The following is a 23,019-nucleotide window of genomic DNA, read 5'->3' on the forward strand; positions in this document are numbered from 1 at the left end:
GACTTCGTCAAAGTTGCAAAAAGTGCAAGTACTTTAGCTTTATTATTTGGAATATTTAATACTATAGGATAATAACAACATTTTAAGCTAAAAACTAATATCTTATAGACTTGACAATTTTTCAGTACAAACTAAAAATTGCTATCTTCTTATTCTCACAAAATTGCTATGAATAAAATTATTATCTATATCTAAAACGATTAGCATTCTATCTGCTTTTTTCCAATAATTCTTATCAAAAGGCATTCTAAAACCAATTCTCTGCCCTACTGGAAACATTACATTATAAAACTTATCATTACCTGTAAAGATGAGTTTTTTATTATTATACAATGACACACTTGCTTTTAGTTCTTCTATTGTATTAGAATTAGTATATTTAAAATTATTAACTTCTATAGTAGCTACTACAACTTCATTGTTACTAGAATCTATATTATTAATTTTACTACTAATAGGAGCTCTAAACTTTCTAAAAAACTCTATATTATCAAACAGTCCAGCCCTATTTGCAAAGAAAAGTACTACTACAATAGTGAGAAATCCTCCATAAAGAAGCATAAACCATCTTTTAGAAAATACATTCGAAGTTCTTGGTATTTTAGGCATTTTTGGAGTGTGCGGCGGTTTAACATTATAAAACTCTAATTCTGGTTTTTTTGGGTCATATACCTCTCTAGCCAATTTACATCATCCTCTTTAATATTTTTGATTGAAAATGAGCAACATCTTTTGCCTGAACAGAATCGTTACCTAATTTTTTGCTAGCCTCTAAAAAACTTTTTGATTGCAATATTAATGCTAACTTTGAAGCTTCAAGCATTTGTAATTTTCTTGCTAAAAAAGCTCCTACAAAACCAGCTAATACATCTCCCATTCCTGCTTTACCCATAGAAACTGTAGGATTATAATTTATATATATATCATCATCATTCATCAAAAAACTTACAGCATCTTTTAATATTATATTTGCCTTAGTAATTTCTCTAAACCTTTGTAATGCATTATAAGGATTAGTTAAAGCTTCTATATGATTAATACCCATAAGCTTTTCAAACTCATAAATATGTGGAGTAAGTAAAAAGTTATTACCCAATTCTGATAAAGTACTTTGAAACATTAAGTATAAAGCATCAGCATCAACAACTGTAGGAATATTAATTCTTTTTACTATAGAATTAATAAAAACCTCTGTAGACATATCTCTGCCTATACCAGAGCCTATTATACAAGCGTCACTTTTATTTATATCATCTGCAATATATAAATCATCTGCTGTAAAATATTTATTATCATATTCGCCAACACCTATAACAACTATCTCAGGCATATCTATCATTACAGCATTTCTCACAGTTTCTAATATTGCCTTAGGAACATAAAGCCTAATATATCCTACCCCACTTCTGTAAGCCGCCTTTGCTGATAGTATGCAAGCTCCTGTATATTCATAGCTTCCGCATACTATGGCAAGCCTACCCTGCTCCCTCTTAGAATAAAAAGCATTTCTTTCTATCTCTATATTTTCATCATAATCTATTAAATTAGCAATATAAGGAGCTTCATTTAATATATTATCTGGAAATATTGATTTGATTATAAATAAGTCTCCAATATACTCTCTAGTGTTATATAAAAACATAATGTCTTTAGCAAAACATACAGTATAAGTTTCATCTGCCTTAAAACAACTATTAGAACTATCATCAATCTTTGAATATAATCCAGAAGGTATATCTATAGCTATTCTTATAATATTTAAATCATTTAAACTATCAACTAAAAGTTTTTGTATACCGCCTAAAGGTCTTCTTCCGCCTGTGCCAAATAATGAATCCAAAACTATATCATTTTCATCTATCAAATCAATAGCTTCATAAACATTCTCTTCACTTCCCAAATACTTTATTTCAACATTCATTGATTTTAATATATTGAAATTAGCGTAAGTATCTTTATTAACCTTATCTAAATTACCGGTAATATAAACATTTACATTATATCCGTTTTTTATTAAATATCTCGCAACAGCAAAACCATCTCCTCCATTGCCTCCAACAGATGAGAATATATGCACAAAATGATTATTAAGCGTTTCAGAATATCTCTCTTCTAATAAATTAAATATATCTAAAGCTACATGCTCCATCAAAAGTATAGAAGGAATTTTTTCTGTTGTTTTTTTATCTATATTTATTAGCTCTTCTGTTGTTACTACCTTCATTTAGATATCCTTATTTTTTATATTATTTTCTATATTTTGTATTATCTTTAATTATCTCTACAAATGAAGATACAGGATTTTTAGTAACTTTATTATATCTGCTCATTTTATACAATAAATCATTAAATCCAGAATGTTGTGATAATATTTTTGTATATGTTTCATTAGATATTGAATTAGTATTATCTTTAAAAACTCTTATATCGTAATAAGCAGCCAATTTTAATGACCACATAGCATGATTATATTTTTTTCCGTCTTGTAAAATAGGATAAACTTTAATAAAAGATTTTGATAAAACATTTTCAAAAGCTCTTAAATCATTTACATCACAAAATCTTGGTAGTAATTTATAAGTTATTCTGCTTCCCTTTTTTATTGGAGTTATTATATTATATTTATTATAAACAGATATTATAGGCCAATAGGTAGAATTTCCATAAATCTCTTTAGCTATATCCCAATAATACATGTTGTTTGATACAGTGTAAGATAAACTAGCTGTTTTTACATTTGTAAAATATCCGTTTACTATATTATATAATTTCTCATTATCTACATTATTACTCCCATTATTATTAACATTCAAAGCAATCATCATTATAACAGCAACAATTATAACTATTACTGCTACTATTTTTAATAAAATAAAATTATTTTTAGTTTCTTTTTTTTGTTTATTAGATTTTATTTCTTTATCAGAAATATTAGCTATATCTAGTAATTCATCTTTGCTATAATCTTTCATTTCTAATTTACTTTCATTACTAAGAGCAGCTTTTTCATTAAAGAATTTATTATCAACTCTATTAACAAAAACGGCATCAGCATTAAAACTAATATATCCTTTATTGTAGAAAAAAGTACCAAAATTATCTATATAAATACTTTCATTATGATCAACTAAATGTCTAATATTTTCAAATACAGCCTCAAAAAATTTCTTCTTCTCCAATCTCTCATTAACATCATCAATCTTAGCTATAATGCTGTAAAGTGAAGCATCAAACCCCATATCAGCACTTCTAAAAGCTATGTTATAATTCTTATCAAGAAATATATTTCCAACTTCATACATAAAAAATATTTTCTTCTCTAACACCAAAGCACTAATATTTTCAAATAAATTATTAATTTCATCTTTAACAAAATTTCTATCTAAATCTTTTCTAGTAGAGCATAATTTATCTACTAGTTTATTGTAGCCCAAATATTTATTTTTTATATTTTGAATCTTCATTTCAACTAAATAAACTAAAGCCCTATCTTCTTCAAAGTTTACATATCCATCATCATGAAAAAAAGTACCAAAGTTTTCTATATATACCTTTTCTCCATTATCAACTAAATGTCTTATATTTTCAAAAATCATTTCATATAGCTTCTTTTTAATAGCTCTATTTTTAACTGTATCATATTTTTCTGTTATAGTATTCAAAGAAGCATCAAAGGATATATCAGCACTTCTAAATATAATATTATAATTTTTATCTAAATATATATATCCTAACTCATACATATAAAAAACTTTATTGTTTAGAACATATGGAGTAATACTAGAAAATAATTCATTAATGAGTTTATTGATTTCAGTTTTTGTGGTTCTTAATCTTGAAGACAATCTATCAATTAATATAGCATTTGTGCTGAACATAACTACCCCTTAAATAAACATAATAAAATTATATATTAATTTAAAATAAAAAAAAGCCTAATTCTATAATTTTATAAAAAAATCAGGCTTTTCAATTTTTTATTTATTTGATTTATTTTTATAGATATTCTTGAAGCCACTCTTTTAATTGAGCCTCGTTTTTCATTCCTTCAGCTCTCTTAACAATTTCTCCATTTTTGAAAACCATAAGAGTAGGTATAGATTGAACACCATATTTAGCTGCTATCTCTTCTGCTTCATCAACGTTAACAGCAGCAAAATTCATTTTATCAGAATTAGCATCTGCAACCTTATGCAAAACAGGAGTTTGCATTTTGCAAGGTCCGCACCACTCTGCAAAAAAATCTACCAAAGTTGCTTTATCTGATGATATAGCACTTTCAAAATTATCTGATTTTAATTCTTGTACTGACATATTATAATCCCCTCGTTAGTGATATTATTTAATGTTTGTATAATCTAAACATAATTTTAATAAATGTCAATAGAATTATGTTAATTTTAAAAAATAAATTAACATAACTACATATTTATATACAATTTAAAATATTATTACACCATATTAATATATTAAAAAATATGTAATACACATTATAAATAAATAATGAATAAATAAAATCAATGCATAAAATTAGACTAAAATTACATAAAATACAATTAGAAAATAGTTTAACAATAAAAAATAAACTCAATATAAAGAGAAGTTTAATTACCCTTTAATATTGAGTTTAAATATTGGTCTATAAAAATAAAAAATTAAAATCTTATAATATCTCTGCTTATTTCTTTTAAGCTATGAACACCACACATAGTCATAGCATCTTCAAGTTCAGCACCTAATTGAGCAACATATGATTCAACTCCTTCTTCTGCCCCACCATAAACAGCTATAACAAAAGTTCTAGCGATAACAACCCCATCAGCACCAATAGCAAGAGCCTTTAATATATCAGCACCGCTTCTAATACCACCGTCTACTAATATTTTTATTTTTCCTTTAACAGCATCAACTATCTCAGGCAAAACTTCAGCAGTAGAAGGACACTGGTCAAGTACGCGTCCTCCATGATTTGATACTATTATAGCATCAGCTCCAGCATCAACTGCCTTTTTAGCTCCTTTAGCTGTCATTATTCCCTTTATTATAAATGGTCTGTTAGCAATCTCTTTTATTTGCCTTAATTCATCAACCGTTTTACTTCCTGCCTTTGGTGTAAGATTTTTCAAAAAAGGAAGACCCGCAGCATCAACATCCATAGCAACAGCAAAAGCATTAGAATCTGCAACGAGTTTCATTTTCTCTTTTATAACATCTATATTCCAAGGTTTTACAGTAGGAATGCCTATACCATTTTGTTTTTTTATCATAGTAGTAGCAGCTATCATTACATTAGGGTTAGTTCCGTCCCCAGTAAAAGCAGCAATACCTGCATTAGCACAAGATTTTACCAATATATCATTATACTCTTCTTCTTCATATTTATTTCCATAATGAAGCTTAACCGCACCAACAGGACCAGCAAATATAGGATACTTAAATTTTTTACCAAATAGCTCAAAAGAAGTATCAACATCTTCATTTGATGCTATAGTATCCATATTAAGTCTTATCTCTCTCCATTTATCATAATTTCTAATAGCAACATCTCCTATCCCCTTAGCACCAGGTCCAGGCATACAATCTCTGCATACTTTACCATTACATATAGCACAAGCCTTACAAAAACCCATGCAGTCTTTTGCAACTTCTATAATATCTTTATATGTCATAAAAAATTCCTTTAATTAAAACTGTATCTTATAATTATATAATATTGAACAAAAAAATAAATAAAATAGTTTTTCAATTAAAAAAATTATTTTTGTTTTAATATATCTATCATTTCTTTTATAAGATTTTTTTCACTCATAGCTGTCATTAAATGGTCTTGAGCATGTACAAAAAGCATTGTAATTTCTATTTTCTCGCCATCTGCTTCTCTACTTATTAAATTAGTTTGGAACTCATGAGATTTTAACATTATTTCATCAGCTTCTTTCATTCTTTCGGCTGCCTCATCGAACTTTTTTTCTTTAGCAAGTCTTAAAGCCTCATAAGCTAAACCCTTACTTTCTCCTGCCAAACTAATAATAGGAAATACATTCTCTTCCATAAACTTTTCTTGTTCTTCAGTCATATTAAACTCCATATTATATTATTTATTTTTATAAAATTGTGGTAAATAGTCTTTATTTTGTTTTATTATTTCATCGAGTATAGTTTTAGCAACTCTTCCGCTTACAACCAATGGATTAACAGTTAATGCTTGAAGTGCCTTACCATAATCTCCATGAACAGCTGCTTCTACAGTTAATTCCTCAAAGTTCTTCATAAGTTGTAATAATCCTCTCACTTCAATAGGGAAAGGTTTTTGCTTATGTGGTTTTAATTCATCTTTATAAACATTAACTGTAATTTCAACAGCACAGTCATTTGGTAAACAATCAATAGTACCATTATTTTTTGTTGATATTATCATCTCTGTTCCAGCATTGTTGTATAATGAACTTATAAGCTCACATGCAGAATCAGAATAATATTTTCCACCTCTGTTATTTAATTCTTCAGGCTTAGTATTTAAATCTGGATTTTTATATATCTCAAATAATTTCTTCTCTATTGCTTTTACCTGTTCTCCCCTTGTGCCTTTACCATCTCTAAACTCTGCTAATTCTTCTCTAAGCATTTCATCAGTAAGATAGTAATATCTATGATAAGGACAAGGTATCATTTTTGTATCAAGCACCTGTTCTTTTATCCAAGCTATTTCAGTATTAATATTAGCAGGACCATTTTCAAAACCATCTAAATATTTTTCTAAAACTTCCTGAGTTCTATCGACCCCCTTGTATATTACCTCTCTTCCCCATAAGAAATGATTTAATCCGCCAGCAACAAAACTAATCTCTTCATCAGAAACATTTAATATTTCTGCTACACTTTTTTTCATGTTTACAGGTACATTGCAAAGACCTATCATTTTTGTTTCTGGAGAATATTTTAATACAGCCTCTGTTATTATTCCAGTAGGATTAGTAAAATTAACAAGCCAAGCATTTGGAGATAATTCTTTTATGTCTTTACAAATATCAAGTATAACAGGTATAGTTCTTAATGCCTTAGCAAATCCACCTGCACCATTAGTTTCTTGACCTATCATTCCATAACTTAATGGTATTCTCTCATCTCTTATTCTAGCATCTAATAAACCAACTCTTAATTGAGTAGTTACAAAACTAGCATCTTTTATAGCTTCTCTTCTGTCTAAAGTTGTGAATATTTTGAACTTATCTTTTAGTCCTGCTTTTTCTACCATTCTTTTTGAAAGATTTCCTACTATTTCCAATCTCTCTTTAGAAGGCTCTATGTCAACGAGCCAAAGTTCATCTACTGGTAATTTATTGTATCTTTTTATAAAACCTTCTATAATTTCAGGGGTATATGAAGAAGCCCCTCCAATAGTAGCTATTTTTAATTTATTTGACATATTTATACCTCTAATTTTATTAAGCCTCAAAGCCTTTATTTTTTACAAACTCTCTAAACCAACGACCTGATTTCTTTATTGTTTTCTTTCCTGTTTCTAAATCTAAGCGAATAAATCCATATCTATTTTTATAAGAATTAAGCCAAGACCAACAGTCTATAGGTGTCCACATTAAATAGCCAAGACAATTAGAACCCTCTTCTATTGCTTTATGAAGCCATTTTAAATGCTCTGTTACAAACTCTATTCTATAATCATCTTCTACAATGCCATCTTTTATAAATCTCTCTTCATTTTCAACACCCATTCCATTTTCTGTAATTAACCATCTCATATTAGAATAATTATCTTGAATATTTTTTGCTATATCGTAAATACCTTTATAATATATTTCCCAGCCTCTGTATGGATTCATAAGTCTATTAGGCATTTCATAAGGCTCAAAGAAGTGTTCTGGCATTAAAGTGTCTGATTCAAATTTGGTTTCTCTTGCTTTAACTCTCCTAGGCTGATAATAATTTATTCCAAGTAAAGTTATAGTATTTTCTTTTAATATTTCTTTGTCGCCTTCTTTGCATATAGGAGTAAGGTTATTTTCTTTTACAAATTTTACTAAATCTTCTGGAAACTCTCCTTTAGTAGCAGGGTCTAAGAAACTTCTATTAAATAATAAATCGCATATATGTGAAGCTTTTAAATCTTCTTTATTTTTTTCATCTCTTGGGTAAGAAGGAGTTAAATTTAATATTATTCCTATATCTCCAGTTTTTCCAGATTCTTTAAATACTTTTACAGCCTTTGCACTAGCCAAGTTCATATTATAAGCTACTTGAATAGCCCTTTTAAATGATATAACTTCAGGATAATGGAAATTATACAAATATCCTCCCTCAGCAACAACTATAGGCTCATTGAATGTAAACCATTTTTTTACTTTATCTCCATATAGTTCAAACATCTTAGAAGCATATTTAGCATAAAGTTCAACAACTTCTCTATTTTCAAATCCTCCAATCTCTTGAAGTTTTAAAGGCATATCAAAATGGTATAAGCACATTATAGGCTCTATATCATTTTTTATAAGCTCATCTATAACATTATTATAAAACTCAACTGCTTTTTCATCTAACTCAAGAGTGTTAAAATCTTTTATTATTCTGCTCCATTGTATTGAAGTTCTAAAAACATTATGTCCTGTTTCTTTAATTAATTTTATATCTTCTTTATAATCTCTAAAGAAATTAGATGTATATACTGGTCCTACTTTATTATGGAATTTCTCTGGTGCTATTTCAAACCAATAATCCCATATACTTTTATTAGCTTTATCATAAAAACCTTCGCTCTGAGGTCCTGATGTAGAGCTTCCAAATAAAAAATTATCTTTAAATCTGTATTGTTTCATATTATAAAAAACCTCATTAATTTATTTATTATTTGCCTCTTCCTTTTCTAAAGATATTTCATAAGCCTTTAAAAATGGTTTATACATTAAATAAGAAGTAAATATAAAAATTAAACTTAATATCATAGCTCCAAAGTTTAAATTAGTAGCAAGCAATGCTCCTAAAGGTGCAGGAGTTGTCCAAGGCACTAAAGTAACAACATGACCTACAATATTTAATTTTGTTAGTATATAAGCTATTGTTATATTGATAATAGGTATAAATATAAAAGGTATCATTAATAATGGATTCATTACTACTGGTGTACCAAACATAATAGGTTCATTGATATTAAATATTGATGGTACCAATGCCAATTTACCAATGGATTTTATATGTTCATTCTTACTTCTAACCATTGCTATTGCTAAACCTAATGTTGTTCCTACTCCTCCTATAAGTGCATATAAATCAAAGAAACTTCCAGCCCATATTTTAGTGATTTCTTCTCCTGCCTGTAATGCACTTTGATTAAATGCCAAATTTGATAAGCTTATAGAAGAAATTATAGCTCCAAGTATATTAGTACCATGAAGTCCAGCAAACCATAATAAATGCACCAAAAATAGTATTAATATTATTGATGGGAGAGAATCTGATATATGAAGTAATGGTTCAAATATTTTCATAAATAAATCAGGAAGCATTAATAATAAACTTTTTTGTATTATAAGATTAATTGTTTGAAATAAAACTATAACTACTGCTACAGGTATTAAAAGCTCAAATGACTTAGCTATAGCAGGAGGAACAGATTCTGGAAGTGTGATAATTAATTTCTTATGAACCAAAAATCTAAATATCTCTATAGAAATTATTCCAAATATAATAGCTACAAATAACCCTTTAGCGTCCATAAATCTTACGTCCATTACAGGTATAGAAGTATCAGGAGCTACTAAAAATGATTTTGATACTTTTTCTACTATAGGAACATACTCAACCTTTGCAGATACAAGTAAAAAACCAAATAATGATAAGAATCCGCCTGTTATAGAATTAAGATTATAATGTCCAGACAATGAATAGCCTATTCCATAAACTATAAACATACACATTATACCCATACTCACATTAAAAGGCTGCATTAAATCTGCTTTGTATTTTGCCATTAAATTGGTATACCATTCTAAATATAAAAAGTTATTTTTATCAGTAAGAGGTAAGTTTAATATTAAAAGTATAAATGAACCCACAATTAAAAATGGTACAGCAAATACAAAACCATCTCTTATTGCATTTAAATATCTATTGCTAGCAACTTTTCCAGCTATAGGAAGTACTTTCTCTTCTATAAAATGCATTATTTTATCATTCATTTTTATACTCCATTTTATTAATGATATTATAATTTTATTTATTAGCTAATTCTTCTTTTTCTAAAGATATTTCATAAGCTTTAAGAAAAGGTATATAAGCTAAATATGAAGTAAATATTAAAACTAAACTTAATATCATAGAACCAAAATTCAAATTAGTAGCAAGCAATGCTGCAAGCGGACCAGGAGTAGTCCAAGGCACTAATGATACAATATGACCTATAATATTTAATTTAGTAAATATCCAAGCTATAGTAGCATTGATTATAGGAAGAGCTATAAATGGAATCATTAACACAGGGTTCATTACCACTGGAGCACCAAACATTATTGGCTCATTAATATTAAACACTGCAGGAACTATTGACAATTTACCAATAGATTTTATATGTTCATTTTTACTTCTAACCATTGCTATTGCTAAACCTAAAGTTGTACCAACACCACCCATAAATACATAAGAATCAAAGAAACCGCCAGCAAATATTTTTGTTACAGGCTCTCCCGCTTGTAATGCTGCTTGGTTTATTGCTAAGTTTGATAAAGTAATTGCTTTTACTATAGCATCAACTATATTAGTGCCATGTAAACCTGCAAACCATAATATATGTATAACCAATAATAATATTATTATAGAAGGTAAAGAGTCAGATACATGAAGTAATGGTTCAAATATTTTCATTACAAGTTCAGGTATCATCATAATTAGTTTCTTTTGTATAATGATATTTAATGCTTGAAACAATACTATTACAACTGCTACAGGTATTAAAAGCTCAAATGATTTAGCTATAGCAGGAGGAACAGATTCTGGAAGTGTGATAATTAATTTTTTATGAACCAAAAATCTAAATATCTCTATAGAAATTATTCCAAATATAATAGCTACAAATAATCCTTTAGCGTCCATAAATCTTACGTCCATTACAGGTATATAACTATCAGCATCAACTAAAAATGATTTTGCTACAGCTTCCACTATAGGCACATACTCAACTTTTGCAGATACAAGTAAAAAACTAAATAATGACAAAAATCCGCCTGTTATAGAGTTAAGATTATAATGCCCAGACAATGAATAGCCTATTCCATAAGCTACAAACAATGACATTATACCCATACTTACATAAAAAGGCTGAACTAAATCACCCTTAAAAGCTTTCATCAAATTATCATACCATTCCATATATAAAAAGTTATTTTTGTCAGTAAAAGGAAGGTTTAATATTAAAAGTATAAATGAACCTACAATTAAAAATGGCATAGCAAAAACAAATCCATCTCTTATTGCATTTAAATATCTGTTGCTTGCTATTTTACCAGCTATAGGTAAAATTTTATTTTCTATAAAAGTCATTAATTTATCATTCATTATCAATCTCCAATAATTATATATCCTTATTATTATAAAAAAATTATTCTGTTATTTTAAATCTTTGAGCCATATTTATATAATCTAATAAAAACAAATACTCTTCATCAACTCTTCCAACAACATTTGTTCTTCCAGTGTTTTTTATATCTTTTAATGCTATTTGTAATTCTCCAGCATAACTACCATATTCTGAAGAATCAATAAGTATATCTCCTCTTTTAATATCCGCAGCAGCATTAAATAACTTAAAATTATGTCCTTTATATTTTACTCTAGGATTTGATGACCTAATAAAATACTCGCTTGCATCAGCTCTGTTTTGATGAAGTTCTTCAAGTACAATTTTTTTCTCTATCTCTGGAATACTATATAGTAATTTAGCCTTTAATGTTATGAGTCTTTTATCTAAACTTTGAAGTTTTTTAAAAGACTCTTCATTAGCATAACAATTAGCAATAAATACAGCATCTACCCCTAAGAAAAATAACTCCATAGCCTGTATTTCTATAGGCAGATTTCTATGCTCTTCTAAAGTACATATACCATCATCTACAGGCCAAGGTCCAAAACTAGCCTCTTTTGCATTAATAAAGGCTGATGATTTTATTGAATGCTTTTTAAAACGATTCATGCTTTCAATAAATAGTTTTTTATCTAATCCGCTATAAGCATGAGGATAAAAATTATAACAGCCTATTAGATTTTCTTTATTAGGATAATAATTCATTATAGTATCTATATATGAAGTAGAATTACTCATATTAAGCTCTATTTTTAAATCATAATCATTATAAGTCATTAAACTCTCTTCATTTCCGCTAAAACCTAAATCTAGCCTTATTCCCCAAGCTCCTAATTTATGAAAAAACTCTAAATTATCATAAGATATATCTAAAGATTTAAATACTGCTGGAGAAATATCTAAAGTAGTTTTTATTTTTCTTTCTCTTGCATAATTTATAATCTCAGAAAACTCTTTTATAATCTCTTCTTTAGAATGCTCAACCGATAATAAGCACATAAAACATCTAGTAAATCCATATTTAGAAGCTAAGTCTATATAAGATTTATTATCTTCCATTTTTGAATGAAATGGATAAATAGAAATGCCTAACTCTCTCATAAACTATATCCTAATAAATTAATTAAATTATTTTTTTATTATTTATTGAACTTTCAAGTTTAAAGCGAAATCTAATATCTTCTCTCCATTCATAGTGCCATAATCTCTAAAATCTATAACATCTAATGGTTTATTTTTTTCTTTAGCTTTTGCTTGGAATTCTTTAAGTTGGAATTTTACTTGCGGTCCAAGTAAAAATACATCATAGCTGTCTAAAAGCTCATTAAATCTAGCAGTACTTACTGCTTCTATTTCTACTTCAATATTTCTCTTTGCAGCAGATTCTTTCATTTTTTTTACAACCATACTTGTAGACATTCCTGCTGAACATAATAATAAAATTTTAGTCATATATATTTACCTCTTTTTTTAATTTTTATATTATAAAGATAACACTTTATATCAATAACTCAAACAATAAAATTTCTACTTTAATCTGGTAATTTTTTGTATATTACATTTTTATCTTGTATATTATTTTTTAATAATGATATATAATATAAATATCATTATAAGTTTATATTAATTATGAAAAGTAAATACATAAAAGAACTATTATCCATTATCTCTAATGAATCATATATCACAGCAGAAATGCTAGCAAAACAATTGCAAATAAGTGAAAAAACTGTTAGGCTAAAAATATCAGAATTGAATAAAGAATTAGAAAATACAGGAATTAAAGTAGTATCTAAAGCAAGATATGGATATATTTTAGAATGTGATAATCATAAAGATATAGCAAATATAAACTTTAATGCACATATATTTAATGATTTTGAATATAGATTAAAATATATATTTGAACATCTTATTAACAATAATAATGCATATGTAAAATCTGATAATCTTATAAATGCATTAGATATATCAAAAACAACTCTTACAAATACATTAAAAATCATAGAAGATAATATTAGATATTATAACTTAAAAATAGAACGTAAACCAAATTATGGTATTAAATTAATTGGTAAAGAATTTGATATTAGAAATTGCATAATAGACTATTATTTAAAACAGCAAATATACGATAAAAAATATATAAATAAAACTATAGAAAATATAGTAATTAATTTTATAAAGAAAAATGACATAAAATTATCTGAAATAAATTTAGAAAATTTTATATTATATATTTCTGTATCAATAGAGAGAATAAAAGAAAATAAAAATATAGATGATTATAATGATGATATATTAAAAGATGTAAAAAAAGAGGAATTTACACTAGCAAAAAAATTAGCAAATGTATTAGAAAAAGAATTAAATATTAAATTAAATGATACAGAAATAATTTTTATAGCAATTCATATAGCATCAAAAAGTTTATTAATAAATAGTGAAAATTATATTATACAAAACAAATTTGATAATGTAGTTCAGGATATGCTCGATTTAATATACAATAATTTAAAAATAGATTTAAAAGATAATTTAAACTTAAGACTTTTGCTTAACCATCATATGATACCGCTTGATATAAGAATAAGATATAATGTTTTACAAAAAAATCCAATGCTTAGCGATATAAAAACTAATTATTCTCTAGCATACTTAATAGCATCAGAAGCTAACACTGTGCTTAAAACATATTATAATAAAGAAATATCTGATGATGAAATTGGTTTTTTGGCATTATTATTTCAAATAGCCTTAGAAGAAAATAGTGAAGAGAAAAAGAAAATTAATATTTTAATAGTATGCGGAAGCGGAAAAACTACTTCAAAACTTCTTATGCATAAATATAAAAAAGAGTTTTCTGATTATATAGAAAATATTTATACTACAGATTTAATAATGCTCAAAGAATTTGATTTTTCTAAAGTAGATTATATATTTTCTACAGTACCTATAGTTTTTCAAGTGCCTGTTCCTATTGTTCATATAGGATTATTCTTAGAAACAAATGATATTATAAAAGTAAAAAATGTGTTGGATTTATCTGAAAATGATTTTTTAAATAATTATTATAATAAACGATTATTCTCTACAAATATAACAGGAAATAGCAGAGAAGAGATTATAAAAAACATATGTAAAAATATAAAAAAACATATTAATATACCAGATAATTTTTATGATTTGGTAATGAAAAGAGAAAGCTTGTCAGAAACAGATTTTGGAAACCTTGTTGCAATTCCGCATCCTTTTGAAATTGTAACTGATGAAACTTTCGTATTTGTTGCTATATTGGAAAAGCCTATTATATGGTATAAAAATAATGTTCAGGTTGTATTTTTAATTTCTATCTCAAATAAAAAAGATGATAATTTACAGAAGTTTTATCAATATACAGTTGACTTTTTATTAAATGAAAAAAACGTAATAAAGCTGCTAGAAAATAAAAGTTTTGAAAATCTAATGTATTTATTAAAAAATTCTTCGGGAGAATAAATGGAAAGTTTTAAATATACTATTAACAATACAAATAATATACATGCAAGACCTTTAAGCGAACTTGCCAAAATAGCAAAAGACAGTGAATGTGATGTTAATATAATAAAAGATAATACATCAAAAGATATAAAAAAAATAATAGGCATAATGCAATTAGGCTTAAAAGTTGGAGATGAAGTTGTTATCAACATAAAAGGGGAGAGTAAATCAAAAGAAAATAAAGCCAAAGAAAATATCTTAAATTTTTTCAAAACGAATTTCTAATATATATTTAACTATATTTTGTCATATAATTATTTTATTCAACTTTTTCCCGCGTACGAGCTGTACCACCTTGCCGCACGGTAATGCTATGCTTCAATTATAACTTCTTAGTCGTGCGGGGGAGTGCATTTTGATGTACAATTAAATTATGAAATTTATAATAAAAATGCCGTTCTTTTGCTTCTTTTATACCAATACCGAGTAGGTGCCTTGCCGCAGGCACGCAGAGCGTCGGCAAAAGAACTGGGGGTGCTGCACGGTGTGTGCTTCGCAAGGGGCTAGTCCCCGAAAATAATAAAAACATAAAAACTTTTTATTAAATACGCAACACAAGAATAATAAAATAGTTAATAATATATAAAACAAGAAGAGGCTATTATTAAATAATAACCTCTTACTATATTCACAAATCTAAAAGATTAAAATCTCTTTTTCCTGTCATGTTTTCTTTTATTGTTGTTATTTTCTTCTTCAACATAATCAGCAGGTTTTTCAAGTAAAGCTTTTCTGCTTAAAGAGTATTTTCCACCTTTAACATCTATGATTTTTACTTTTACTTCATCGCCAATCTTTAAAACTTCTTCAACATTCATAACATGTTTATAAGCAAGCTCAGATATATGACAAAGCCCCTCAACACCTGGCAATATTTCAACAAAAGCACCAAAGTCTTTAATGTCTTTTACAACACCGTCATAAATTTCGCCAACTTCAGGGTCTTTAACATAAGAGTTTATAAGGCTAATAGTTTTATCTAAAGTAGGAGTATCTGGAGCAAATATATTAATTACGCCGCTGTCTTGTATCTCAACATCACTTCCAGTCTCTTCAATGATAGCTTTTATATTTTTTCCTCCAGGTCCAATCAATACTCTAATTTTCTCAGGGTTTACATCCATAGTTTTATATTTAGGAGCAAAGTCTGAAATTTCATTAGGGTTAGATATAGTAGCTTCAATCTTATCAAGTATAAAATATCTTGCCTTTTTAGCCTGTTCTAAAGCCTCTTTTAATATTTGAGTAGATATACCAGTAAGTTTAATATCAAGCTGGAAAGCAGTGATACCTTTACGTGTTCCAGCAACTTTAAAGTCCATATCACCCAAATGGTCTTCAACACCCTGTATATCTGTAAGCACTTTATATCCGTCTTTATAAGTAGCAAGTCCCATAGCAATACCAGCAACACTAGCATTAAGAGGAACACCAGCAGAAAGAAGCGACATAGTAGAAGCACAAATTGTAGCCATTGATGAAGAACCATTACTTTCTAATATCTCGGCAACTACTCTTATAGTATATGGGAATTTCTCTTTTGGAGGAAGCACAGCATTAAAAGAACGCTCTGCTAAATTACCATGTCCAATTTCTCTTCTTCCAGGAGAGCCGTATCTTCCAACCTCTCCAACAGAAAATGGAGGGAAATTATAATGAAGCATGAAAGTTTTATTTTCTTTTCCATATATGTCGTCCATTAATTGAGCATCTTTCTCACTTCCTAATGTAACTATAGATAAACATTGAGTTTGTCCTCTAGTAAATAAAGCAGAACCATGAACTCTAGGAATAAGATTAGTCATTGTGCTTATAGGACGAATCTCATCTAATGCTCTTCCGTCTGGACGCATTCCCTTCTCTACTATAGCCTCTCTTACAATTTCTTCTTCTATAGAATGACAAATGCCTTTAACTTGAGATATTAATTTTTCATCTTCTATTTTTGTTTTAATATACTCTTCTACTTCATTAAAAGCATTATCCATACTTTCATTTCTTTTAGCTTTATCAGGATTATAATTAGCAGCTTCTATTTTTTCTCTTCCATATTCAGTAACCATTTTTACTAATTCAGCATCATACTCAAATAATTCCTGTTCTATTTTTTGAGTACCGCAAAGAGCTGCCATTTCGTTTTGCATATCAATATATTTCTGCATCTCTTTATGAGCTAACTCTATAGCACCAATAAATACTTCCTCAGAAACCTCTCTAGCCTCACCTTCAATCATAAGTATAGCATCTTTACTTCCAGCGACAATTATATCTAATTCACTAGAAAGAAGCTCACTGTTTTTAGGATTAATAATATATTCACCATTTTTGTACCCTATCCTCACAGCTGCCACAGGTCCTCCAAAAGGTATCCAAGAAATGGTGAGTGCTGCAGATGAAGCTATTAAAGCTAAAGCATCTGTAGGCATATCAGTATCTACAGAAAGCACTGTAGGAATAATTTGCACCTCATTTCTAAAACCTTCAGGGAAAAGCGGTCTTAAAGGTCTATCTATTATACGGGAAATAAGTATCTCTTTATCTCTAGGTTTAGCTTCTCTTTTGAAGAAACCTCCAGGAATTTTACCGCCTGCATAATATTTTTCATTATAATTTACAGTAAGCGGGAAAAAGTCTGATTCTAAATTAGGCTCTTTTGCCGCAACAACTGTAGCTAAAATAGTAGTATTTCCTAATCTTAAAGTTACTGAACCATGTGCTTGTTTTGCTAAAAGTCCTGTCTCTAAAATTAATTCTTCTCCGCAAAATACACTCTTAACTGTTACCATATATTCTCCTTATTACAAAATACCATAGACAGTATTAACTATTCACTATTATCAAGCACTATTATTTTCTTATTTTTAATTTCTGTATAAGATTTTTATAAGCCTCAAGGTCAGTTCTTCTTAAATAATTAAGAAGTTTTCTTCTTTTAGCTACCATTTTAAGAAGTCCCATTCTTGAATGATTATCTTTTGTGTGCTCTTGGAAATGTCCTTTTAAATAAGTTATACGATTAGTTAAAAGAGCTATTTGTACTTCTGCTGAACCTGTATCTTTTTCGTTCTTTCCAAATTCTTTAATAATTTTTAGTTTTTCGTCTGCTGTAATAGACATTTTTTTCTCCTTTTGAAATATTTTCTTACATTGTATTCATCTTTTTCTAATAATGATTTCACTTCTTCTATAGAGTTAACTTTAATATTATCTCTAATATATTTAAGAAATATAACTGTTATTTTTTTACCATATATCATTTTAGAAAAATCTAATATATGGCTTTCTACTCTAAGTTCTTTATTAATATTGCTTACACCTATAAATGTTAGAGCTTTATACAATTTAGCACTGTTTCCTATTTTTACTAAAGAGCTATAAACTCCCATCTTAGGAACAAATATATTCTCATCTAATTCTAAATTAGCAGTAGGATAACCAATCTTTCTGCCCAAAGCATTACCATGTATTATAATGCCGCTCATACTATAATTTCTGCCAAGCATCTTAGAAACATTATCCACTTCGCCATTAGATAAACAATCTCTTATATTACTGCTAGATACCTTATCTCCGCAATGATTAAGAAAATTGACTATATTTACATTAACGTCTTTTTCTAAGGCATATCTCTTTAGAAAATCAATATCCCCAACTCTATCCTTACCAAAAGCAAAGTCTTCTCCAATAACAATTCGCTTCATCTTATAATATTCTATTAACCTATTAAAGAACTCTTTAGCCTCCATTGTATAAAATTCTGGTAAAAAGTCAATAACTATTATATAATTAACACCTAAAGCTTTGATAAAAGATATGTTCTCTTCCATATGATATATAGATACATTCTTCTTTTTTATTATCATAACAACAGATAATAAGTTATATTTTTTAGCCATATTAACAGTATATTTAATAAGCTTTTGATGCCCCTTATGAACACCGTCAAATTTACCTATTGTAACTACACTATTTTTCTTTATATCTATCTTACAAAAATCATTAATAACAACTTGATTCATTATATTATTCTTCCATTCTCCTATTATTACGCATCAATATAATATTTATAACTAAAGATAATATTATAATTAATAAAGAAAAAATACATAAAAATATACTAAAATTAATATAATTATCTATTAAAAAACTATATTTAAATCTAACAAAGAAAAATACTATCCCAAGCATTATATAAATAATAAATCCTAAAAGCATATTATGATATACAAACTTAGAAAACGATAAAGAACTGCTAATCATATAAACTGATAACAATAATAAAAATAAAGCAATATATAAAATAGATACAAAAAATACAGATATATCATTAACACTAATATATTTTAATAATCTATTTAAATAAGATGACATATCAAAACCAAATACCACATCTTCTACAATACCAGATATATAACCATAAATATTTTTTCTGCTTAAAGAAACTAAATTTTTATTTACAACATCATTACTATTTATTTCTACAACATTATTCATAATAACTTCATTTTTTGTAACAATCATATTATCAGCAAAATATAGTTTATTAGAATATACAGTATCTATTAATATAGAATTAGCATAAGCATCATTAGTAGGAGCAGCTTTTATCAAATAATTGTCTATCTTATATAAATAATTTGAATCTTTCACAATATATTTATCAGCATATTCTGTATCATTAAAATTAGCATTAAAAAATATTATGTAAGACGGATATATTAAAGCTATTATAGTAAATATAATTATAGTAATAATATTTAATATATGACTTTTTTTATTAAATACACCTATAAATATAGAGCTAGATAAAAAAGATATAAATAATATAGAAAAAATATTACTTATGCAAAAATTTTTTAAAACACTTATATTAAAACCATATAAAAAGTTTTCTAAATACCTAAATAAATAAATACAAAAAAATATTATAAAAAATATAAATGCCGTAAATAAATTCTTCGCAACTTTCATAACATATATATTATACTATAAAGACAAAAATTCAAGCATAAAAAACATTTAAGCAGATTTAGTATGATTAAATATTCCAAAATTGTAAAAAGCATCATTTAAGCTCTCAAATGATTCTATTGAATTAGAAAGCTCCATTAAATCATAATCTAACTGAACAATTCCATTCATATTGGCAAGCACAATATCACCGTAACATTCATTATTAAGTTCTTTTTTTAAATCTATAAAATAATTCCATATGTCCCTTTCAATAAAAGAACATTCACAAAGATTAAGTATTATATTATTAATACCTTTAGATAGATATTCCAACATTATATCTTTTATTTTAGGAAGAGATTCTAAGCATATATTCTTTTTTAGATATAATACCATTACAGAATCTTCTTTTATGAGATAATTAATTTCAAATGAACAATCAATCATATTTATATGATAACAACTTTTTATCTTTTGTCAACAAAAATTCATAAAATAATATTGCTATTAACATTTAATTGACAAATAAGTATTATCTATTATACTTTAAATGTAGATTTATTTTTATTAACGGAGTTTATTATTTATGAAAAAAATCATTATTATAGGAGGCGTTGCAGCTGGAATGAGTGCTGCTGCAAAGGCAAGAAGATTAGATAAAGATGCTGTTATAACAGTTTATGAAAAAACTGAATATGTATCTTGGGGAGCTTGCGGTATGCCGTATTATGTTGGAGGTTTCTTTGACAATTCCAATACTATGATTGCAAGAACTGCTGAGGCTACTATAAAATCTGGAATAGATTTAAAAGTAAAACATGAAGTATTAAAAATTGATGCTAATAACAAAAAAGTAGTAGTAAAAGATTTAGAGAATAATAAAGAGTTTGAAGACAGTTATGATACTTTGCTTATAGCTACTGGAGCAAAATCTATAATACCAAAAATAGAAAATATTAATATTGGAAATGTATCTACACTTAAAGAGTTTACAGATGCTCTTAATATGAAAGAAAAAATGAAAGATGAGAAGATAAAGAATGTAGTAGTGCTTGGTGCTGGTTTTATAGCTATAGAGGCTGCACATAATATAAAGCATCTTGGCAAAAATGTGAGAATAATACAGCGTTCTGATAGGGTATTTGGAGCTAAATTTGATAAAGAGTTTTCTGATTTAGTTGTTGAAAATATAAAAGCACATATTGATTTAAACCTAAACGAAAAAGTTTTATCATTAGAAGCAGACAGCAATAATAATGTTAAAGCAGTTGTTACAGACAAAGGTAAATATGATGCTGATTATGTTGTTGTTGCTATTGGAGTTACACCTAATAGTGATTTGGCTAAAGAGGCTGGAATAAAATTAATGGAAAATGGTGCTATATTTGTTGATAGAGAAGGAAAGACTAGTATTGATTCTATATATGCTGCGGGGGATTGTGCTGGAATATATGACAGAGTATTAAATGATACAAGCTATGCTGCTTTAGCCACTGGAGCTAATAAGCTTGGAAGAATGGTTGCTTCTAATTTAATTGGAGGAAATGAAAAGTTTATTGGAAGCTTAGGAAGTGCTTGCATACTTTGTTTTGATTTGGAGATGGCAAGAACCGGTATTACAGAAGAAGAAGCTAAAAAAAGAAATATTAATTATAAAACTGTTACAGTAAAAGATATTGACCATACACATTATTATCCAGATTATCAGGATTTGCATATAAAATTAGTATATTCTGCGGAAGACAGAAAAATATTAGGAGGTCAGATTGCTGGAAAAAGAGGTGCTGTACTTAGAAGCGATGTAATAGCTGCTTGTATACATGCTGGGCTTACTGTTGATGAATTGGGTATGCTTGATTTATGCTATGCTCCGCCTTTTGCACGCACTTGGGATTCTTTAAATGTTGTTGGTAATGCTGCTAAATAATATAAAAAATTAGGTGTTTACATTCAATTTTAAATATTATAATTCCGTTTTATTATATGGAGTTATAATGTTTAAAATTGGAGTTTTTTATGTATAGGTATATATTGATCTTTATAATGTTTAGCTCTCTAATGCTATCTGCTCAAAACAATATGGACACTAATAGCATAATGTATGACATATTAAAAAACAGAGCATATATCACAGAAAGAGATAAACTCACATCAAAGATAAATATATTCACCTCTTGGAAAAACACTCAAAAATATATGCGTGAAAATAGTTTTAGATTTTTTAAAAGATACGGAAGAACTTTAACATTAGAGTTTAGATATAGATATCCATACTATTTTCAAGTAGCAAGCTCAACACCTATAATATTTATGTTTGACGATGGAAGCACTTTAGAATTAACAAACATACAAAAAACAGTGTATAATCCATTTACAATGGGTAATTTAAAATATTATGATATAGAAGTGAAATATAAATTTAATGATGATAATGAGTTTGACAACTTCACTACAAAAAGTATATCAAATATAAGATTTAACTTTATTAATAATTTCAATGAAAACACCTACGAAGACATAGCAATATCTCCAACAGCAACAAGCAACTGGCAAAGCAATTTTACTATGTTTAGAGATGCCATTAACAAGCTTGAGGAAATTCAAGGTTCAGCAAATACTTATTAATAATTAATCTAAAATAATTTAAAATATTAACCGCACGGTAGACAAAATTCCGTTTAAAAATTTGGTTTATTATTTTAGATTTACTATGTTTTAAAGTAATATTCTGCGTGCGCTTTGTGATTTGCCTCAATGGTGTGTGTGCTAATTTTTTTTATTTTCAGGGCTTTGCCCCCTGCGAAGCGTGCCCATAGGGTTACACCCCCCAGTTCTTTTATTGGTATAAAAGAACCAAAAGAACTGCATTAAAAAAAACTAGCTTTTAAGCATATCCAAAATCATATATTATTTTATATTAATACATATTCCAACATATA

21 protein-coding genes are annotated in these 23,019 nt (G+C 27.3%); 4 read left to right on the plus strand and 17 right to left on the minus strand.

Annotated features, from left to right (window positions below; genetic code table 11):
* Positions 1-141: 141 nt before the first annotated feature.
* The 12 genes from E6A48_RS04070 to E6A48_RS04125 all read right to left on the minus strand — a co-directional run bounded on the left by E6A48_RS04070 (position 142) and on the right by E6A48_RS04125 (position 13,039).
* Positions 142-684: a hypothetical protein gene (locus tag E6A48_RS04070; protein ID WP_219708776.1), complete on the minus strand. Its 543-nt coding sequence runs from the start codon at positions 682-684 to the stop codon at positions 142-144.
* Position 685: 1 nt separating this feature from the next.
* Positions 686-2,224 (minus strand): NAD(P)H-hydrate dehydratase, encoded by a 1,539-nt coding sequence (locus tag E6A48_RS04075; protein WP_219708778.1) that lies wholly within the window; start codon positions 2,222-2,224, stop codon positions 686-688.
* Positions 2,225-2,246: 22 nt separating this feature from the next.
* Positions 2,247-3,878, minus strand: coding sequence for a hypothetical protein (locus tag E6A48_RS04080; protein WP_219708780.1), 1,632 nt, complete (start codon positions 3,876-3,878; stop codon positions 2,247-2,249).
* A gap of 118 nt (positions 3,879-3,996) precedes the next feature.
* The gene (trxA, locus tag E6A48_RS04085; protein WP_013244569.1) at positions 3,997-4,314 is read right to left on the minus strand and encodes a thioredoxin; all 318 of its coding nucleotides are present in this window, start codon (positions 4,312-4,314) and stop codon (positions 3,997-3,999) included.
* 341 nt (positions 4,315-4,655) lie between these two features.
* Positions 4,656-5,669, minus strand: a complete 1,014-nt coding sequence (locus E6A48_RS04090) for an alpha-hydroxy-acid oxidizing protein (protein WP_219708782.1) — start codon at positions 5,667-5,669, stop codon at positions 4,656-4,658.
* 86 nt (positions 5,670-5,755) lie between these two features.
* Positions 5,756-6,076 carry a PTS lactose/cellobiose transporter subunit IIA gene (locus E6A48_RS04095; RefSeq protein WP_219708784.1) on the minus strand — a complete coding sequence of 107 codons (321 nt, stop codon included), beginning with the start codon at positions 6,074-6,076 and terminating at the stop codon, positions 5,756-5,758.
* Between the two features lie 18 nt (positions 6,077-6,094).
* Positions 6,095-7,426: a 6-phospho-beta-glucosidase gene (locus tag E6A48_RS04100; RefSeq protein WP_219708785.1), complete on the minus strand. Its 1,332-nt coding sequence runs from the start codon at positions 7,424-7,426 to the stop codon at positions 6,095-6,097.
* Positions 7,427-7,445: 19 nt separating this feature from the next.
* A complete protein-coding gene (locus tag E6A48_RS04105) occupies positions 7,446-8,831 on the minus strand; it encodes a glycoside hydrolase family 1 protein (protein ID WP_219708786.1) in 1,386 nt (461 codons plus the stop codon).
* A 21-nt stretch (positions 8,832-8,852) separates the two neighbouring features.
* Positions 8,853-10,190, minus strand: coding sequence for a PTS cellobiose transporter subunit IIC (celB, locus tag E6A48_RS04110; RefSeq protein ID WP_219708787.1), 1,338 nt, complete (start codon positions 10,188-10,190; stop codon positions 8,853-8,855).
* Between the two features lie 34 nt (positions 10,191-10,224).
* Positions 10,225-11,562 carry a PTS cellobiose transporter subunit IIC gene (celB, locus tag E6A48_RS04115; protein WP_219708788.1) on the minus strand — a complete coding sequence of 446 codons (1,338 nt, stop codon included), beginning with the start codon at positions 11,560-11,562 and terminating at the stop codon, positions 10,225-10,227.
* Positions 11,563-11,605: 43 nt separating this feature from the next.
* Positions 11,606-12,688 (minus strand): DUF871 domain-containing protein, encoded by a 1,083-nt coding sequence (locus E6A48_RS04120; RefSeq protein ID WP_219708789.1) that lies wholly within the window; start codon positions 12,686-12,688, stop codon positions 11,606-11,608.
* A gap of 42 nt (positions 12,689-12,730) precedes the next feature.
* The gene (locus E6A48_RS04125) at positions 12,731-13,039 is read right to left on the minus strand and encodes a PTS sugar transporter subunit IIB (protein WP_219708790.1); all 309 of its coding nucleotides are present in this window, start codon (positions 13,037-13,039) and stop codon (positions 12,731-12,733) included.
* Positions 13,040-13,216: 177 nt separating this feature from the next.
* Here E6A48_RS04125 and E6A48_RS04130 point away from each other — a divergent pair, with 177 nt between their 5' ends.
* Together E6A48_RS04130 and E6A48_RS04135 are read left to right on the plus strand one after the other, a co-directional pair.
* Positions 13,217-15,085 carry a BglG family transcription antiterminator gene (locus E6A48_RS04130; RefSeq protein WP_219708791.1) on the plus strand — a complete coding sequence of 623 codons (1,869 nt, stop codon included), beginning with the start codon at positions 13,217-13,219 and terminating at the stop codon, positions 15,083-15,085.
* Positions 15,086-15,352 carry an HPr family phosphocarrier protein gene (locus E6A48_RS04135; RefSeq protein WP_219708792.1) on the plus strand — a complete coding sequence of 89 codons (267 nt, stop codon included), beginning with the start codon at positions 15,086-15,088 and terminating at the stop codon, positions 15,350-15,352.
* Between the two features lie 419 nt (positions 15,353-15,771).
* On the opposite strand, the gene pnp is transcribed toward E6A48_RS04135, so the two are convergent.
* From pnp to E6A48_RS04160, 5 genes are all read right to left on the minus strand, one after another.
* Positions 15,772-17,913 carry a polyribonucleotide nucleotidyltransferase gene (pnp, locus tag E6A48_RS04140; RefSeq protein WP_219708793.1) on the minus strand — a complete coding sequence of 714 codons (2,142 nt, stop codon included), beginning with the start codon at positions 17,911-17,913 and terminating at the stop codon, positions 15,772-15,774.
* 61 nt (positions 17,914-17,974) lie between these two features.
* Positions 17,975-18,244 carry a 30S ribosomal protein S15 gene (gene rpsO / locus E6A48_RS04145; RefSeq protein WP_013244557.1) on the minus strand — a complete coding sequence of 90 codons (270 nt, stop codon included), beginning with the start codon at positions 18,242-18,244 and terminating at the stop codon, positions 17,975-17,977.
* On the minus strand, positions 18,217-19,146 hold the full coding sequence (locus tag E6A48_RS04150; RefSeq protein ID WP_219708794.1) for a bifunctional riboflavin kinase/FAD synthetase: 930 nt from the start codon (positions 19,144-19,146) through the stop codon (positions 18,217-18,219). The genes rpsO and E6A48_RS04150 overlap by 28 nt, the downstream gene beginning before the upstream one ends.
* 4 nt (positions 19,147-19,150) lie before the next feature.
* The gene (locus tag E6A48_RS04155) at positions 19,151-20,098 is read right to left on the minus strand and encodes a hypothetical protein (RefSeq protein WP_219708795.1); all 948 of its coding nucleotides are present in this window, start codon (positions 20,096-20,098) and stop codon (positions 19,151-19,153) included.
* 48 nt (positions 20,099-20,146) lie between these two features.
* Positions 20,147-20,527, minus strand: coding sequence for an STAS domain-containing protein (locus E6A48_RS04160; RefSeq protein WP_219708796.1), 381 nt, complete (start codon positions 20,525-20,527; stop codon positions 20,147-20,149).
* A gap of 139 nt (positions 20,528-20,666) precedes the next feature.
* Here E6A48_RS04160 and E6A48_RS04165 point away from each other — a divergent pair, with 139 nt between their 5' ends.
* A complete protein-coding gene (locus E6A48_RS04165) occupies positions 20,667-22,007 on the plus strand; it encodes a CoA-disulfide reductase (protein WP_219708797.1) in 1,341 nt (446 codons plus the stop codon).
* 89 nt (positions 22,008-22,096) lie between these two features.
* Positions 22,097-22,705 carry a hypothetical protein gene (locus E6A48_RS04170; protein WP_219708798.1) on the plus strand — a complete coding sequence of 203 codons (609 nt, stop codon included), beginning with the start codon at positions 22,097-22,099 and terminating at the stop codon, positions 22,703-22,705.
* Positions 22,706-23,019: the final 314 nt, after the last annotated feature.

The sequence above is a fragment of the Brachyspira pilosicoli genome (assembly GCF_019402445.1).
In the GTDB taxonomy this organism is placed as follows: Bacteria; Spirochaetota; Brachyspiria; order Brachyspirales; family Brachyspiraceae; genus Brachyspira; species Brachyspira pilosicoli_B.